This is a genomic window from Bradyrhizobium neotropicale (assembly GCF_001641695.1).
Lineage (GTDB): Bacteria > Pseudomonadota > Alphaproteobacteria > Rhizobiales > Xanthobacteraceae > Bradyrhizobium > Bradyrhizobium neotropicale.
Genome location: NZ_LSEF01000028.1, coordinates 203151 through 218261, shown reverse-complemented (window position 1 = coordinate 218261; position 15111 = coordinate 203151). Strand labels below are relative to the sequence as shown.

Below are 15111 nucleotides of genomic sequence, written 5' to 3'. Positions count from 1 at the left end.
GCTCGGCCTCGGCCACGCCGTCTGGTGCGCGCGCGACATCGTCGGCAACGAGCCGTTCGCGGTCGTGCTGCCCGACGAGCTCGTGCTCAACACGCCGGGCTGCCTGAAGCAGATGATCGAGACGGCGGCCACCCTCGGCGACAAATCCAACCTGCTCGCGGTCGAGGCGGTGCCTGACCATCTGACCCATCAATACGGCATCTGCGGCGTCGGCAAGCGCAACGGCAAGATGTTCGAGGTCGACGGCATGGTCGAGAAGCCGCCGAAGGGCACCGCGCCCTCCAATCTGTCGATCACCGGCCGTTACATCCTCCAGCCGGAGATCTTCAAGATCCTGGAAACGCAGGAGCGCGGCGCGGGCGGCGAGATCCAGCTCACCGACGCCATGATCGGCCTCGCCAAGTCGCAGAAGTTCTACGGCGTCGAGTTCGAAGGCGAACGCCATGATTGCGGCTCCAAGGCCGGCTTCCTGCGCGCCAACATCGCCTACGGCCTGAAGCGCCCGGAGCTTCGCGACGGATTGATGGCGGAGATGAAGAAGTATCTGGAGCAGTAGCGCGGGCTGCTTGCTCACGCATTATTTCGCCATCCCTCCTGGTGTGGTGCGTGAAACCACACTGGCGGCGAGGACTGCGCCTCACGCCACCAGCGACAGCTTCGGCAGGCTCGCGACCACGGACTGGTTGCGGCCGCCGGCTTTGGCGGCGTAGAGCGCCTTGTCGGCTGCGTTCACCAGGATCGACCAGTCCAGGCCGGCGGTGGGAACGAGGCTCGCGATGCCGCAGGAGACCGTCGACGTCGTCTGGTCGTCGGACCAGCCCTGCACCTTGCAGCGGATCGTCTCGGCGATCTTGAACGCATCGGTGGCCGAGGTGTTTGGCAGCAGCACGGCGAATTCCTCGCCGCCGTAACGCGCGGCGCAATCGCCGGCGCGGCGTACCGAATCGGAAATGCAGATTGCGATGCCGACCAGCACCTGGTCGCCGGCCTGGTGGCCGAACGTGTCGTTATAGGCCTTGAAGTGATCGGCATCGATCATCAGAAGCGCAACGGACGTCTGCTGGCGCATGGCGCGGCGCCATTCCACGTCGATGACGGAATCGAACTTGCGGCGGTTGCGTAGGCCGGTGAGCGCATCCGTCGTTGCCATCTCCTCGAGCTTGCGCTCGGCCTCGGCGCGCCGGCCGATCTCGCGGGCGAGCACGATGGTCGAGCCCAGCACGAACAGTGCGAGCACCAGCACCACGGCGCCGATGCGCAGGGCCTCCGTCCGCCAGAGCGCGAAAACGACGTCGAGCGGCTTTCCCGCCACCACGAACAGCGGACTGGCCCCATTGCTGCGGACGTAAAGGCGCGGCGTTTCGTCGATCGGTCCTTGTCCTGCGAACGAGCTGCCGATCCTCAGATTGTTGGCCTTCCAGCGCTGACGCTCGGAGAGGTTCGTGCCGATCACGTCGAGGTCGAACGGCCGCCGCATCATGATGGTGCGGTCGCGCCTGAGCACGGTGATGGTGTCCTCGGGCTCGAGGCTCAGCCGCTCGAACAATTCATGGAAATAGCTGAAGCGGATCGAGCCGGCGACGACGCCCATGAAGCCGCCATCGGTGTCGCTGATGCGCCTGCTCAGCACGATCGAATAGGCGCCACGGAACAGCGTCGGGCGGCTGATGAACAGGCCGGCGCCGGGATTGTCGCGATGGACCCTGAAATAGTCCTCGTCGCTGCGGTTCTCCGGGACGGGATCGAGCGTGGAGGCGTCGATGGTGAGCCTGCCCTCGGCGTCGAACACCTGGATGGCGCCGAAGTGCCTCGCCGTGGTGGCATGGTCGAACAGGATGAGCTGGCGGATCGGTTTCGAGACGGTGCCGATCTCGGGCAGCAGCATGTTGCTGGCGACCGCCTTGAGCGACAGGTCGTAGACGTCGATGTTGCGGCTGATGTCGGCCTCGATGGTCGTGGCCAGGTTTTCCAGCGTCTGGCGCGCGAGCGCCTCCTCGCCGCGACGCATGTCCAGCATGACGTTGACGCAAATGGCGGAAAAGCCGATCACCGTCACGACCGACGAGACGATCAGCAGCTTCGCCGAAATCCGCCATGGCCGGCGGGCCATGACTTCGCGCCATCCAGACAGCATCGCTTGCTCCCGACACCAACGGATGCGCCCGAATGATTGCGTAGTGTTTAAGTCGGGACCAGGGTAGTGCAATCGGTTAAGAATTGGTTTCCAGGGCGCACGCTTTTAGGCAAGGCAGGCCTTTGGACCAGCGAGATGAGGACGGCGGTGAACGACTACGACGCGCTACGCGATTACCTGATGCGGCAGAAGCAGACCGAGTTCGTGTTGAGCTTTGAACAGATCGAGGAGATCATCGGCGCCGCACTGCCGCGCGCGGCGCACCGCGCCTCGTGGTGGGACAGCCTGCGCAGCCCCGACATCCAGATGCCGCAGCGCGAAGCCTGCCTTGCCGCGGGCTTCGTGGCGACGCGGATGCCGGACGGCCAGAGCGTGCGGTTCAGGAAGCAGCCGAGCCAGCGGCGGCGGTAGGGCTAAGGCGAGCAGCGCATGTCGCTGCCTTCCCTTCTCACCTTGCAAGGGGAGAGGGGAAGGAAGGTCAGCTCGCCGCTTCCAGCCGCACTTCGGTGAGCAGCCGCATCGCGGCGTCCGCGTCCATCGGCTCGCCGAAGGCAAAGCCCTGCGCGTATTCGCAGCCCATCTGGTAGAGCTCGACTGCGTCGGAATCGGTCTCGGCGCCTTCCGCCACCACGTCCATGCCGAGATCATGCGCGAGCGCGATGATCGACTTCAGGATCACCGGGCGCGTGCCGCGGCTGGTGGTGCGGACGAAGGACTGGTCGATCTTGATGGTATCGAACGGGAAGCGCTGCAGATAGGCGAGCGAGGAGTGGCCGGTGCCGAAATCGTCGAGCGAGAGCCCGGTGCCGAGCTCGCGGATCCGCGTCAGCATCTGCGCCGCGTGCTCCGGATTCTCCATCACCAGCGATTCCGTCAATTCGAGCTTGAGCGTGCCGCGCGCGACCGAGGAGCGCGACAGCACGGTGCGGATGTCGTGGATGAGATCGTGGCGGAGCAGCTGCCGCGAGGAGACGTTGACGGAGGCGAAGATCGGCTCGCGCGAGCGCATCGCGCGCTGCCACACCGAAAGCTGCTTTGCGGTCTGGTCGAGCACGAACATGCCGAGATCGACGATCAGGCCGGTCTCTTCTGCGATGCTGATGAATTCCGACGGTGACATGCGCCCGAGCTTGGGATGATCCCAGCGCGACAGCGCCTCGAAGCCGGCGATCGAACGGTCCTCCAGCCGCACGATCGGCTGGTAGAGGATCGTGATCTCCTGGCGCTCGATGGCGCGGCGCAGCTCGCTTTCCAGCGTCAGGCGATCGGTCTTGCGGGCGCGCATCGCCGGCTTGTAGACGTCGATGCGGTCGCCGCCGATGCGCTTGGAGTGATACATCGCGAGCTCGGCGTCCTTGATGATCTCGTCGGTGAGCTGCGTCTGAGGATCAGAGAGCGCCAGGCCAATCGAGGCGGTCAGGAAGATCTCGCGGTCGTTGAAGGCGATCGGCGCGCGGATGGTCTTGCGGATGGTCTCGGCAAAGGCGGTGATGCGGGCGGGGTCCTGCTCCGACAGCAGGATCAGGCCGAACTGGTCGCCGGCAAGCCGCGCCAGCGTATCCTGCGGCTTCAGGATGCGGGTGAGGCGGCGGGCGAGCGTCAGGAGGATGGAGTCGCCGACCGCGATGCCGACGGAATCGTTGACCTGCTTGAAGCGGTCGAGGTCGATCACCATCAGCGTCGGCCGCAGCGTCGGCATGGTCTTGGCGAAATTGGCGACCGCGTTGAGCCGGTCCATGAACAGCTTGCGATTGGGCAGGCCGGTCAGGTTGTCATGCACGGAATCGTGCAGCAGGCGCTCCTCGGCGTTGCGCAGCTCGGTGACGTCGGTGAGCGTGCCGACCACGCGCGAGACCTCGCCGTCCGAGCCGACCACCGGGCGCGCCTTCAGCGCGAACCACATGAAATGGCCGTCCGGGGTGCGCAGGCGGAAATCCTGCACCAGGCGGCCGCGGCGCTGGTCGAGCACGCTGTCGAGCGCGGCGCGGAAGCGATCCTGGTCGAGCGGATGCAGCACTTCGAGCCAGGACGCGGCCGGCCCTTCGAGCGCACCGCGCTTCAGGCCGAGCAGGGCTTCGGTCTCGGGGCTGGTGAAAACCTTGTCGGCGGAGACGTCCCAGTCCCAGATCAGGTCGCCGGAGCCGGCGAGCGCGAGCGCCCGCCGCTCGATGTCGGAGACGACACCTGTGGTGGTGGCGCCGCCGGCAAAGGCGTGCTGCATCACCGTGAATCCGATCAGCATCACGATCAGCACGAGGCCGCCAAGCAGCGCCGGGCCGACGATGTCGTTGGTGACGGAGCCCGCGACCGTCATGCCGGCTGCAACCACCCAGACCAGCAGCAGGAACCAGGTCGGGATCAGCAGCACCGCACGGTCGAAGCCGTGGGTGGAGAGATAGACGATCAGCGCAAAGCCAGCGAAGGCGATCAACACCAGCGACATGCGCGCGATGCCGGAGGCAACGGCCGGATCGAACAGCGCCAGAGCAACCAGGGCCCCGAGGAAGAGGAGCCAGAGCACCGTGATGTGCGAATAGCGCACATGCCAGCGGCTTAAGTTGAGATAGGCGAACAGGAACACCAGCAGCGTCGCCGCGAGGATCGCCTCGCCCGCCGCGCGCCAGATGCGCTCGGCGTTGTTGGACATGTCGAGCACCTTGCCCCAGAAGCCGAAATCGACGCCGATATAGACCAGCACCGCCCAGGCCAGCGCCGCGGCCGCCGGGAACATGATGCTGCCCTTCACCACGAACAGGATGGTCAGCACCAGCGCAAGCAGGCCGGAGATGCCGATCACGATGCCCTGGTAGAGCGTGAAGGAATTGACCTTGTCCTTGTAGGCCTCCGGCTCCCACAGATAGAGCTGCGGCAGCTTGTCGGTGCGCAGTTCGGCAACGAAGGTGACGACGGCGCCGGGGTCGAGCGTGATGCGGAACACATCCGCGGTCGCGCTTTCCTGACGCTCAGGCCGGTCGCCGACCGACGGCGTGATGGTCGCGATGCGCGACAGGCCGAGGTCGGGCCACAGCAGGCCGGATGACACGATGCGATAATGCGGAGCGACGATCAGGCGGTCGAGCTGGTCGTCGGTGTTGTTGGCGAGCGCGAACACCACCCAATTCTGGCCGCCTTCGCGGGCGCGCACCTCGATGCGGCGGACGATGCCGTCGGTGCCGGGCGCGGTGGAAACCTGGATGCGGTCGGTGTCGCTGCGCTGATGCTCGAGAACGCCGGTGAGGTCGATCGCGGGCGCGTCGCCGCGGACGCTGACGGCGTCAAGCGCGCGCGCCGGGCACGCGCCGACAAGAATCATGAGGCCCAGCGCTATGGGCGCGAGGCACCTGATCAGACGCAAGGCCAGTTCTCCGCGTTCGACGCAAACTCTTCAGTGCAAGGCGTTTGTCCGAACGGAACGAGATGGTTCGGCGCTCCGCGATAGATGCCACGAAAGCGAGGAAAATCAAAGGGTTTCCGCCGTCTCCTGTGGGCCTCTGACCTAGACCTCCAACACAATTTTGCCAATATGTGCGCTGGTCTCCATCCGCCGGTGCGCGTCCGCGGCCTTTTCCAGCGGGAAAGTGCTGTCCATCAGCGGCTTGACGCGACCCTCCTGCAGAAGCGGCATCACTTTCGCCTCGATCGCGGCCACCATCGCCGCCTTGTCCGCATTACTACGGGGGCGCAGCGTCGAGCCGGTATGCGTGAGGCGCTTGACCATCACCTTGGCGATGTTGACGTTGACCTTGGGGCCGTTGAGCGTCGCGATCTGCACGATGCGGCCGTCGACCGCGGCGGCGTCATAGTTGCGGTCGACATAGTCGCCGGCGACCATGTCGAGGATCAGGTTGGCACCGGCGTTGTTGGTCTCCGCCTTGACCACGGCGACAAAGTCCTCGGTCTTGTAGTTGATGGCGCGGTCCGCCCCCAGCTTGAGGCAGGCGTCGATCTTGTCCTGCGAGCCGACGGTGACGATGACCTTGGCGCCGAAGGCCTTCGCGAGCTGGATCGCCATGGTGCCGATGCCGGAGGAGCCGCCATGGATCAGCAGCGTCTCGCCGGCCTTGAGGCCGCCGCGCTCGAACACGTTGTGCCAGACCGTCATCAACGTTTCCGGAAGCGCGCCGGCTTCCTTGATCGACAGCGCCGGCGGCACCGTCATGGCTTGGCCGTCCTGGGCGATGCAGTACTGCGCATAGCCGCCGCCGGCGACGAGCGACATGACCTTGTCGCCGATCTTGTGCCGCTTGGCGTTGCTGCCGACAGCCACCACTTCACCCGCGACCTCGAGGCCCGGCAGGTCGCTGGCGCCGGGCGGGGGCGGGTAGGAGCCGGAGCGCTGCGCCACGTCGGGGCGGTTGACGCCCGCGGCCTGCACCTTGATGAGGATCTCGTCGGGGCCGGGCTGCGGAACGGTGCGCTGTTCCGGCACCAGCACCTCCGGTCCGCCGGGCTTGGAGATGGCGACCACGGTCATTTGCGCGGGCAGCTTTTCCATGATTTGTCCTTGCAAGCGTGCGAGATGGATCGAGCGCCATTGATTAGCCAGCGCGGTCCATGCTGGCAACCGTCTCAGCCGCGTTTGGCCGCGCGAAGCAGGAGGAACGTCGATGCCGATGGAAGACGACGACAAGCCTCGCAAGAAGATCAGTCACGAGATCGGACAGGATCTCTCACTGTTGTCGGTGGAGGAATTGACCGAGCGCGTCGCGCTTCTGACGGCGGAGATCGCAAGACTGGAAGAAGCCGCCACCAGGAAGCGCGCCTCGCGCGATGCGGCGAACAGTTTTTTCAAGTCGTAGCAGTGCGCGCGTTTGCGCCGCGTGGCGCCGAACCTCCCCGGCGTCATTCCGGGGCGGCGCGTCAGCGCCGAGCCCGGAATCCATAACCACAGGCCTTTGAAACGGGCAAGCCGATAGAGCCGGGCCATTCCCTCTGCGCGTGGCTATGGATTCCGGGCTCGCGACTTCGCCGCGCCCCGGAATGACGGCGGATAGAGAAACACACAGCGCGTCCGCAACTTCATGGCCGGGCTCGTCCCGGCCATCCACGTCCTTTTATCTCACTCGTCGCTAGCAAGAACGTGGATGCCCGGGACAAGCCCGGGCATGACGGGCCCAGTGCTCCGCAATGCCTCGGCCAATGACCGACATAGCTAATGAACCCTCAAAATAATCGCTCGTTTACGGTCGATTAAGCTTTCGGGTTTATGACTGGAACCGTCCTCGTTTGGACACCGAGTGGCTCCTGTCCACTCTGTTTGACGCCTCCCTGTTATCAACTTTCAAAGCCGCCGGTCTCCGGCGGCTCTTTTTTTGCGTTCAAAGCGTTTTCGAGCGAAGTGGGCACCGGTTCGCGTCAAGAAACGCGTCAAAACAAAAGCCTTCCCTTGCGTCTAGCCGCGGTTGCATTCCGAGGAATGACCCGCGGAAACCATATCCGCGCTTGTCGCTGGACTCCGCGTCCTACCCGCGCAATGATTTGTTCATCATAAGCCGGCGCCAAAGCCGGGCGGTAACAGTTGCGTAAGGGGCGTTAACCATGGAACGTTTGCAAGCCGACGGCGCTCTCGTTCAACTCAGCGAGCGGTTCACCAATTCTGCGGCGTTCGGCGCCCTGTTTCGCGAGGGCATGGACCTCGTCGAAGAGACCGCGGCCTATCTCGACGGCGCCGGCCGCACCGAGGCCAAGGCGCTCGATCGTGCCGTCAGCCTCACCTACGCGACCGAGAGCATGCGCCTTACGACGCGCCTGATGCAGCTCGCCTCATGGCTGCTGCTGCATCGCGCGGTCAAGGAAGGCGAGATGACGCTGGTCCAGGCCAACCGCGAGAAGACCAAGGTCAAGCTCACCGCCGCCGATCCCGGTCCCGCCGACACCATCGAGAAGCTGCCGGGGCAGTTGCAGGACCTGATCCATCGCTCGATGAGCCTCCAGGCGCGCGTGCGCCGTCTCGACACCACCATCCACACGCCGCCGACCGATCGCACCGCGATCGGCAACCCGCTGGTGCCGCACCTCAACGCGCTGAAGGCCGCGTTCGAACGGTAACCGCTCAGGTGTTGTAGGGTGGGCAAAGGCGGCTAGCGCCGTGCCCACCGTTTGTCTTTCGGGATCGCGACGAGAAGCGGTGGGCACGCTTCGCTTTACCCACCCTACAGATCTTGGGCCCTTTTCGAGGGGCGCCCCCAAAAAACAAAAACGCCCCTGGTCTCCCAGGGGCGTTTTTCGTTCGCGGCCGATGGGGCCGGAATCAATCCTTTTTGAGAAAGCCCGAAAACTTCTTCTGGAAGCGCGAGACGCGGCCGCCGCGATCCATGATCTGCGCGGAGCCACCGGTCCAGGCCGGGTGCGACTTCGGGTCGATGTCGAGGTGGAGCTTGTCGCCTTCCTTGCCCCAGGTCGAACGGGTCTGGTACTGGGTCCCGTCGGTCATCACGACCGTAATCGTATGATAATTCGGATGAATTTCGGCTTTCATGGCAATTCGCCGGCGCCCGGCGCCTCTCACTTGAGTGACTATCGATGACGGATTTGGCCGGGTCTATACCCCACAGGGGCCCCTAAAACAAGTCACTGCCGGACCAGCAGAACGGGCTCTCACTTAAGGGACATCCCGGATTTGCCACTCCTCCTGCACCGGCCTATGTGGAGCGGAGTTGTCTATTGGGTCGGATGTCATGAGCGCTGTGGAACGGCTTGACGATCGGTACCGTGATGAGGGCAAAGCCGTGGCTGCCGAGACCCCGTCGATCGAGGCCGAGCTGATCGAGCAACCGGCGAAGGGCCGTGCCCGGCTGCGCCCATTGCTCGCGCTCGCACCCTATGTTGCCCGCTATCGCGGGCGCGCGGCGCTCGCTTTCGTCGCACTGACGGTTGCGGCGCTGACCACGCTGCTGGTGCCGGTCGCGGTGCGGCGGATGATCGATTTCGGCCTCACGCCGGAAGGCATCGCGCTGATCAACAACTACTTTGCGGTGATGATCGCGGTCGTCGCCGTGCTCGCGCTCGCCAGCGCCTCGCGCTACTACCTCGTCATGACGATTGGCGAGCGCATCGTCGCCGACCTCCGGCGCGACGTGTTTGCCCATCTGCTCTCGCTCTCGCCCGCCTTCTTCGACTCCGCGCGCAGCGGCGAGCTGGTGTCGCGTCTCACTGCCGACACCACCCAGATCAAATCCGCGGTCGGCGCTTCCGTCTCGATCGCGCTGCGCAATCTGATGATGTTCCTCGGCGCCGCGGCGATGATGGTGATCACCAGTCCGCGCCTGTCCGGCTTCGTGCTGCTCGCCATTCCCCTGATCGTGCTGCCGCTGGTCGCCTTCGGGCGCTGGGTGCGGCGGCTGTCGCGCAACGCGCAGGATACGCTCGCCGACGCTTCGGCCTATGCCGGCGAATTGGTTGGAGCCATCCGCACCGTGCAGGCCTATACCAGCGAGGGGCTCGCCGAGAAGCGCTTCGGCGGGGAGGTCGAGCAGGCCTATGAGGCGGCGCGCACCTCGACCCAGGCGCGGGCCGTACTCACCGCCATCATCATCTTCATCGTGTTCGCCAGCGTGGTCGCGATCCTCTGGATCGGCTCGCATGACGTGCTGACCGGCGCCATCTCGCCGGGCCGGCTCGGCCAGTTTGTGCTCTATGCCGCGTTCGCGGCCGCCGGCCTCGGCCAGCTCAGCGAGGTCTGGGGCGAGGTCTCGGCCGCCTCGGGCGCCGCCGAGCGCCTGTTCGAGATCCTGCATGTGCAGCCGGAGATCACCGCGCCCGCCTCGCCGCGCGCGCTGCCGACGCCGGCACGCGGCGAGGTCGGCTTCGATCAGGTCAGCTTTGCTTATCCGGTGCGGCCCGACGTCAACGTCCTCGACGCCGTGTCCTTCGCGGTCCGCCCCGGCGAGAAGGTCGCTATCGTCGGCCCGTCCGGCGCCGGCAAGAGCACGATCTTTCATCTCTTGCTGCGCTTCTACGATCCGCGCAGCGGCGCGATCTCGCTCGATGGCGTGCCGGTCAAGACGGCCGATCCGCGCGACTTCCGCGCCCACATCGCGCTGGTGCCGCAGGAGTCCAATGTGTTCGCCGCCAGCGCGCGCGAGAACATCCGCTTCGGCCGGCCGGATGCGACCGATGCCGAGGTCGAGCGCGCAGCCGAGCTCGCGCACGCGGCCGAATTCATCCGCCGCCTGCCCGAAGGCTTCGAGACTTCGCTTGGCGAACGCGGCGTGACTCTATCCGGCGGCCAGCGCCAGCGCATCGCGATCGCGCGCGCGATCCTGCGCGATGCACCACTCTTGCTGCTCGATGAGGCGACCTCCGCGCTCGATGCCGAAAGCGAGACGCTGGTGCAGACTGCGCTCGAGGAGCTGATGAGCCACCGCACCACGCTGGTGATCGCGCATCGCCTCGCGACCGTCTTGTCCTGCGACCGCATCCTGGTCATGGCCCAGGGCAAGATCGTCGAGCAGGGCACGCATGCGGAGCTGGTCGCCGCGAACGGGCTCTATGCACGGCTGGCGAGGTTGCAGTTCGAGGGGGCGTGAGGCGTTCCGGCCGCAGCCCAACTCAAATCGCGAAAACAACCCCATGCAAAGTAGCCCGGCGGTCACCGGCCGTGGGGCGTAAGTGCTTCAAACTCCGGTCATTGCGAGCGCAGCCAAGCAATCCAGACTGTCTCCGCGGCGGGATTCTGGATTGCTTCGCTGCGCTCGCAAATGACGGCTGAGTGGGAGGCTGGCGTTCGCGCCTACGGCTTCCATTCCATCTTCAACACCGGCCGTCCGGAGGTCGGGTTCACGTCGTCGCCCGCACGCGCAAAGCCGTTGCGCTCGTAGAAGCGGATGGCGCGGGCGTTGTCCTTGTTGACCAGCAGCGTGACGCCCGCCGGAGACAGGCGCTTGGCCTCGTCAACCAGCAGCCGCGCCGCATCCGAGCCCCAGTGCTGGGGATCGACCACGAGCTGGTCGAGATAGCCTTCGCCGTCGATCGTGACGAAGCCGATCAGCGCGTTGTCCTGCTCGGCGACGACGATCGAGGCCTTCGGCACCAGGTCCTTGCGCCAGCGTTCGCGCCACCATTCCAGCCGTGCCGCGAAGTCGATCTGCGGATAGGCCTGCTGCCAGGTGCGATGCCAGAGGTCGATCGCGGCCGCCTCGTCCTCGGGGCGATAGGGGCGGAGGTGGAGGGCGCTCACTACCGCTCCGTCAGCTTCAGCTCGATGCGGCGGTTGCGCTTGAAGGCGTCTTCGGTGTTGCCGGGGTCGAGCGGCTGGAATTCACCGAAGCCGGCGGCGACCAGGCGCTGGGCCGGTACGCCGAGCGAGATCAGATATTGCACCACCGAGATCGCGCGGGCCGCGGACAGGTCCCAGTTCGACTTGAAGTTCGGGCCGCTGACCGGCCGCACGTCGGTGTGGCCGTCGACGCGCAGCACCCAGGCGATCTCGCTCGGGATCTTCTTGTCGAGCTCGATCAGCGCGTTCGCCACCGTATCGAGTTCGGCGCGGCCCTCGGGCAGCAGGGTCGCCTGTCCGGTGTCGAAGAACACTTCCGACTGGAACACGAAGCGGTCGCCGACGACGCGGATGTCGGGGCGGTTGCCGAGAATGGTGCGCAGGCGGCCGAAGAATTCGGAGCGGTAGCGCGACAATTCCTGCACGCGCTGCGCCAATGCCACGTTCAGGCGCGCGCCGAGATCGGCGATCCGGTTCTGCGATTCCTTGTCGCGCTTCTCCGAGGCGTCGAGCGCCTCTTCCAGCGCCGCCAGTTGCCGCCGCAGCGCGCTGATCTGCTGGTTCAGCACCTCGATCTGAGCGAGCGCCCGCGCCGAGACCGCCTTCTCCGAGTCCAGCGCCTTGTTGAGCTCGGTGGTCTTGCCTTGCGCGTCGTTGCCGGCATTGGTGAGCCCTTCATAGAGGCCCTTCATCCGGTCACGCTCGGTCTCGGCCGAGGCGAGGCCCGCCTTCAGTTGCGAGACCTGGTCGTCGAGGCTGAGCTTGCCGAGCTTTTCCAGCGACAGCAGCTCGTTGAGCTGCGCGATCTTGGCGTTGAGCTGCTCCAGCGCCTTGTCCTTGCCGGTGACCTCCTGCGACAGGAAGAATTGCACGACCAGGAACACCGACAGCAGGAATACGATCGACAGCACCAGCGTCGACAGCGCGTCGACGAATCCAGGCCAGTAGTTGAAGGGGCCGTCGCTGCGGCGGGCGCGGGCTAGAGCCATTGAATTCTCCGCTTCTCTCGTGTCCCGGACGCGGTGCACCGTGCAACGCTGCTCCGCCGGGACCCATGTTTCAAGTACGCTGGGCCCCGGCTCTGCGACGCACCGCTTCGCGCTGCGTCGCGTCCGGGGCACGATCGTGTTGCTAACTCTTCTCCGGCTGGCGGGCGATGCGCTCCAAAAGGCGCCGGATCTCGCGGTTCTGCTCGCCCTGGCCGTCGGCCCATTCGCGGATCATCTGCTGTTCGGTGCGCATGTGCGAGACCAGCGCCTGGATGGCTTCGGCAAGGCTTGCCATCGCGGCCGTGGTGCCGCGGCTGGCGCTGCCTTCCTCGAGCACCGAGCGTAGCCGCTCGACCGCGGCCTGAAGCTCGCCGCTGGCGACGCCGCCGCCGGCGGCGACCGCAACCTCGCCGCGACCGTATTCGCGCACCGTGGTGGCGAGCCAGTCTTCGAGGTCGGTGTAGAACCGGTTCTGGGCCTGGCTCGATTGCAGGTCGAGAAAGCCGAGGATCAGCGAGCCCGCAAGGCCAAACAGCGAGCTCGAGAACGAGATGCCCATGCCGCCGAGCGGGGCGGCGAGGCCCTCCTTCAGCGTGTCGAATAGCGCGCCGGCATCGCCTCCGACCTTGAGCCCGTCGATCACCTTGCCGACCGAGCCGACCGTCTCGATCAGGCCCCAGAAGGTGCCGAGCAGGCCGAGGAAGACGAGCAGGCCGGTCATGTAGCGGGAGATGTCGCGGGCTTCATCCAGGCGGGTCGCGATCGAATCGAGCAGGTGCCGCATGGTCGTCTGGCTGATGCTCATCCGCCCGGAGCGCTCGCCGCCGAGGATCGCCGCCATCGGCGCCAGCAGTCTCGGGTGCCGGGACGGCGCCAGGCCGGGATCGGCGACGCGGAAATTGTTGACCCAGGAGACCTCGGGATAGAGCCGGATCACCTGACGGAAGGCCAGCACGATGCCGATGAACAGCACCGCCCCGATCAGGGCGTTGAGGCCGGGATTGGCGAAGAAGGCCAGGATGATTTGCTTGTAGAGCACCACGCCGACCAGTGTGCAGAGCACAAGGAAGACCAGCATCCGCACCAGGAAGACGCTGGGCGAGGACAGTTTTGTGTATTCGATGTCCATGGAGGAGCGAGGCGAAGTGCCTGACGGCATGTCCGGTATCATCCGTTACGTAAGCTTGCGTGCATCCGCACTATGGCACACCGCAGGCCCAAAAAAAGCGCCCGATGCGCCGAATTCGCGAAGGGGCCGCGGAACCCAAAGCTGAAATCGCGCTTTGATAGCGGCGTATTCTGCAAAACTTCGGCATTCCACAGGCTTGGGTCGGATTTTTTTGCATGGCGACGTGTCCTGGGGGATTGGCCGTCATCGCGCTCTCGCTCGCGGTCCTGATGGCATTTGCCTCGGCTTTGCAGCAGTGCACCGGCAATTCCGGCTGGGTCGACACCATCTGGACCCTGGCCGTCGGCCTGATCGGCGCGGGCAGCGCCGAACCCCGCCATGCCGCCCTTGCCCCGGAATGGGTCCGCAACGCCCGAACCAGCATGTTCTTTCCCCTACGCCCCGGAGAGGGACCGGCCGCATGAGCGTCGCTTCCACGATCATCGGGACTGCCGAACGCGTGCCCTTGCCGGACCTCGTGATCCGCGCCGCGATCCAGCGCCTGTGCTCGCGCACGGCCACCCGCCTCGCCTGGCACGACGCGGCCGACGATGCCGCCTTCGCAGGGCGGATGATGCTGCGGCCGATCGCCGAGCATGCCGACGTCGAGCACTATCAGACGCCTTCGGCGTTCTTCGCAGAGGTGCTCGGCCCCAACCGCAAATATTCCTCCTGCTTCTACAAGACCGACGCGACCACCTTACAGGAGGCGGAGGAGGAGGCACTGCGCCAGACCGTCGAGCATGCCGGTCTTGCCGACGGGCAGGCGATCCTCGAACTCGGCTGCGGCTGGGGCTCGCTGTCACTCTGGATGGCGCGGCAGTTCCCGCATGCCAGGGTCACGGCGGTGTCGAACTCGCTGTCGCAGCGCGCCTATGTCGAGGAGGAGGCACGGCTGCGCGGCTTGCCCAACCTGCGCGTCGTCACCGCCGACATGAACGTGTTCGCGCCCGAAGGCCAGTTCGACCGCATCGTTTCGGTCGAGATGTTCGAGCACATGATGAACTGGCGCAAGCTGATGACGCGCCTGCGTTCGTGGCTGACGCCCGAGGGGCGCTTCTTCATGCACATCGTCACCCATCGCTCCGGCTCCCATCTGCTCGATCGGACCAAACGCGAGGACTGGATCGCGCAGCTCTTCACTGACGGGATCATGCCGAGCCATCATCTGATCCGGCAGTACGACGATATCTTCGCGATCGAGAAGGAGTGGTGCTGGAGCGGAACGCATTATCAGCGCACCGCCAATGACTGGCTCGCCAATTTCGATGCGCGTCGTGAGGCCGTCGAGGTGACCTTGCGCAAAGTCTATGGCGACGAGACTTACTTGTGGATGCGGCGCTGGCGCTGGTTCCTCCTCGCGATTGCAGGCCTGTTCGGTTATGCCGACGGAACCGAATGGGGCGTCAGCCGCTATCGGATGAAGGGCGCCGAATGATTGCGATGTTCTGTCGCAGCACGCGGTGATGGAACCTGACTCACAATCCGGTGAATCCAGAAAAGCGGCCTGAACTCAGCACGATAAGGTCGTGTGACATTGAGCCGCCCGCGCAATGCGTTGCGTCGCAGCAGGTCCATTCTATTTTGACGGCATCAACCGCAC

14 protein-coding genes are annotated in these 15111 nt (G+C 65.5%); 7 read left to right on the top strand and 7 right to left on the bottom strand.

Annotation, left to right across the window (positions count from 1 at the left end; all coding sequences use genetic code 11):
* Window positions 1-556 (top strand): UTP--glucose-1-phosphate uridylyltransferase (locus AXW67_RS43815; RefSeq protein ID WP_245315440.1); only part of this gene is annotated, 556 nt, incomplete at its 5' end.
* Window positions 557-637: 81 nt separating this feature from the next.
* Here AXW67_RS43815 and AXW67_RS06910 read toward each other — a convergent pair.
* Complete coding sequence (locus tag AXW67_RS06910) at window positions 638-2134, bottom strand: GGDEF domain-containing protein (RefSeq protein WP_063677250.1); 1497 nt, start codon at window positions 2132-2134, stop codon at window positions 638-640.
* Between the two features lie 147 nt (window positions 2135-2281).
* Here AXW67_RS06910 and AXW67_RS06905 point away from each other — a divergent pair, with 147 nt between their 5' ends.
* A complete protein-coding gene (locus AXW67_RS06905; RefSeq protein WP_063677303.1) occupies window positions 2282-2545 on the top strand; it encodes a DUF7662 domain-containing protein in 264 nt (87 codons plus the stop codon).
* Window positions 2546-2612: 67 nt separating this feature from the next.
* Here AXW67_RS06905 and AXW67_RS06900 read toward each other — a convergent pair whose 3' ends face one another.
* Window positions 2613-5489, bottom strand: a complete 2877-nt coding sequence (locus tag AXW67_RS06900) for an EAL domain-containing protein (protein WP_027553894.1) — start codon at window positions 5487-5489, stop codon at window positions 2613-2615.
* A 141-nt stretch (window positions 5490-5630) separates the two neighbouring features.
* Window positions 5631-6629 (bottom strand): NAD(P)H-quinone oxidoreductase, encoded by a 999-nt coding sequence (locus tag AXW67_RS06895; protein WP_063677249.1) that lies wholly within the window; start codon window positions 6627-6629, stop codon window positions 5631-5633.
* A 112-nt stretch (window positions 6630-6741) separates the two neighbouring features.
* Between AXW67_RS06895 and AXW67_RS06890 the strand changes: the two genes are divergently transcribed.
* Both AXW67_RS06890 and rcdA read left to right on the top strand, forming a co-directional pair.
* Complete coding sequence (locus tag AXW67_RS06890) at window positions 6742-6933, top strand: DUF1192 domain-containing protein (protein ID WP_063677248.1); 192 nt, start codon at window positions 6742-6744, stop codon at window positions 6931-6933.
* Between the two features lie 739 nt (window positions 6934-7672).
* Window positions 7673-8182 carry a protease adaptor protein RcdA gene (gene rcdA / locus AXW67_RS06885; RefSeq protein ID WP_027553891.1) on the top strand — a complete coding sequence of 170 codons (510 nt, stop codon included), beginning with the start codon at window positions 7673-7675 and terminating at the stop codon, window positions 8180-8182.
* A gap of 202 nt (window positions 8183-8384) precedes the next feature.
* Here rcdA and rpmE read toward each other — a convergent pair whose 3' ends face one another.
* Window positions 8385-8612, bottom strand: a complete 228-nt coding sequence (rpmE, locus tag AXW67_RS06880) for a 50S ribosomal protein L31 (protein WP_063677247.1) — start codon at window positions 8610-8612, stop codon at window positions 8385-8387.
* Between the two features lie 199 nt (window positions 8613-8811).
* On the opposite strand from rpmE, the gene AXW67_RS06875 reads away from it, so the two are divergent.
* Window positions 8812-10662, top strand: coding sequence for an ABC transporter ATP-binding protein/permease (locus tag AXW67_RS06875; protein ID WP_063677246.1), 1851 nt, complete (start codon window positions 8812-8814; stop codon window positions 10660-10662).
* A 203-nt stretch (window positions 10663-10865) separates the two neighbouring features.
* Here AXW67_RS06875 and AXW67_RS06870 read toward each other — a convergent pair whose 3' ends face one another.
* From AXW67_RS06870 to AXW67_RS06860, 3 genes are all read right to left on the bottom strand, one after another.
* The gene (locus AXW67_RS06870) at window positions 10866-11312 is read right to left on the bottom strand and encodes a GNAT family N-acetyltransferase (protein WP_063677245.1); all 447 of its coding nucleotides are present in this window, start codon (window positions 11310-11312) and stop codon (window positions 10866-10868) included.
* Window positions 11312-12340: a peptidoglycan -binding protein gene (locus AXW67_RS06865; RefSeq protein ID WP_027553887.1), complete on the bottom strand. Its 1029-nt coding sequence runs from the start codon at window positions 12338-12340 to the stop codon at window positions 11312-11314. The genes AXW67_RS06870 and AXW67_RS06865 overlap by 1 nt, the downstream gene beginning before the upstream one ends.
* Before the next feature lie 142 nt (window positions 12341-12482).
* The gene (locus tag AXW67_RS06860) at window positions 12483-13499 is read right to left on the bottom strand and encodes a hypothetical protein (RefSeq protein WP_063677244.1); all 1017 of its coding nucleotides are present in this window, start codon (window positions 13497-13499) and stop codon (window positions 12483-12485) included.
* A gap of 185 nt (window positions 13500-13684) precedes the next feature.
* Between AXW67_RS06860 and AXW67_RS42650 the strand changes: the two genes are divergently transcribed.
* Window positions 13685-13933: a hypothetical protein gene (locus AXW67_RS42650; protein ID WP_161491232.1), complete on the top strand. Its 249-nt coding sequence runs from the start codon at window positions 13685-13687 to the stop codon at window positions 13931-13933.
* Complete coding sequence (locus tag AXW67_RS06850) at window positions 13930-14946, top strand: SAM-dependent methyltransferase (protein WP_063677242.1); 1017 nt, start codon at window positions 13930-13932, stop codon at window positions 14944-14946. Before AXW67_RS42650 ends, AXW67_RS06850 begins: the two co-directional genes overlap by 4 nt.
* Window positions 14947-15111 lie beyond the last annotated feature (165 nt).

Bases quoted from the DNA above. Each gene is read 5' to 3' on its own strand.
- AXW67_RS06910 (WP_063677250.1), bottom strand. From the start codon at position 2,134: ATGCTGTCTGGATGGCGCGAAGTCATGGCCCGCCGGCCATGGCGGATT.
- AXW67_RS06895 (WP_063677249.1), bottom strand. From the start codon at position 6,629: ATGGAAAAGCTGCCCGCGCAAATGACCGTGGTCGCCATCTCCAAGCCC.
- AXW67_RS06890 (WP_063677248.1), top strand. From the start codon at position 6,742: ATGCCGATGGAAGACGACGACAAGCCTCGCAAGAAGATCAGTCACGAG.
- rcdA (WP_027553891.1), top strand. From the start codon at position 7,673: ATGGAACGTTTGCAAGCCGACGGCGCTCTCGTTCAACTCAGCGAGCGG.
- rpmE (WP_063677247.1), bottom strand. From the start codon at position 8,612: ATGAAAGCCGAAATTCATCCGAATTATCATACGATTACGGTCGTGATG.
- AXW67_RS06875 (WP_063677246.1), top strand. From the start codon at position 8,812: ATGAGCGCTGTGGAACGGCTTGACGATCGGTACCGTGATGAGGGCAAA.
- AXW67_RS06865 (WP_027553887.1), bottom strand. From the start codon at position 12,340: ATGGCTCTAGCCCGCGCCCGCCGCAGCGACGGCCCCTTCAACTACTGG.
- AXW67_RS06860 (WP_063677244.1), bottom strand. From the start codon at position 13,499: ATGCCGTCAGGCACTTCGCCTCGCTCCTCCATGGACATCGAATACACA.
- AXW67_RS42650 (WP_161491232.1), top strand. From the start codon at position 13,685: ATGGCGACGTGTCCTGGGGGATTGGCCGTCATCGCGCTCTCGCTCGCG.
- AXW67_RS06850 (WP_063677242.1), top strand. From the start codon at position 13,930: ATGAGCGTCGCTTCCACGATCATCGGGACTGCCGAACGCGTGCCCTTG.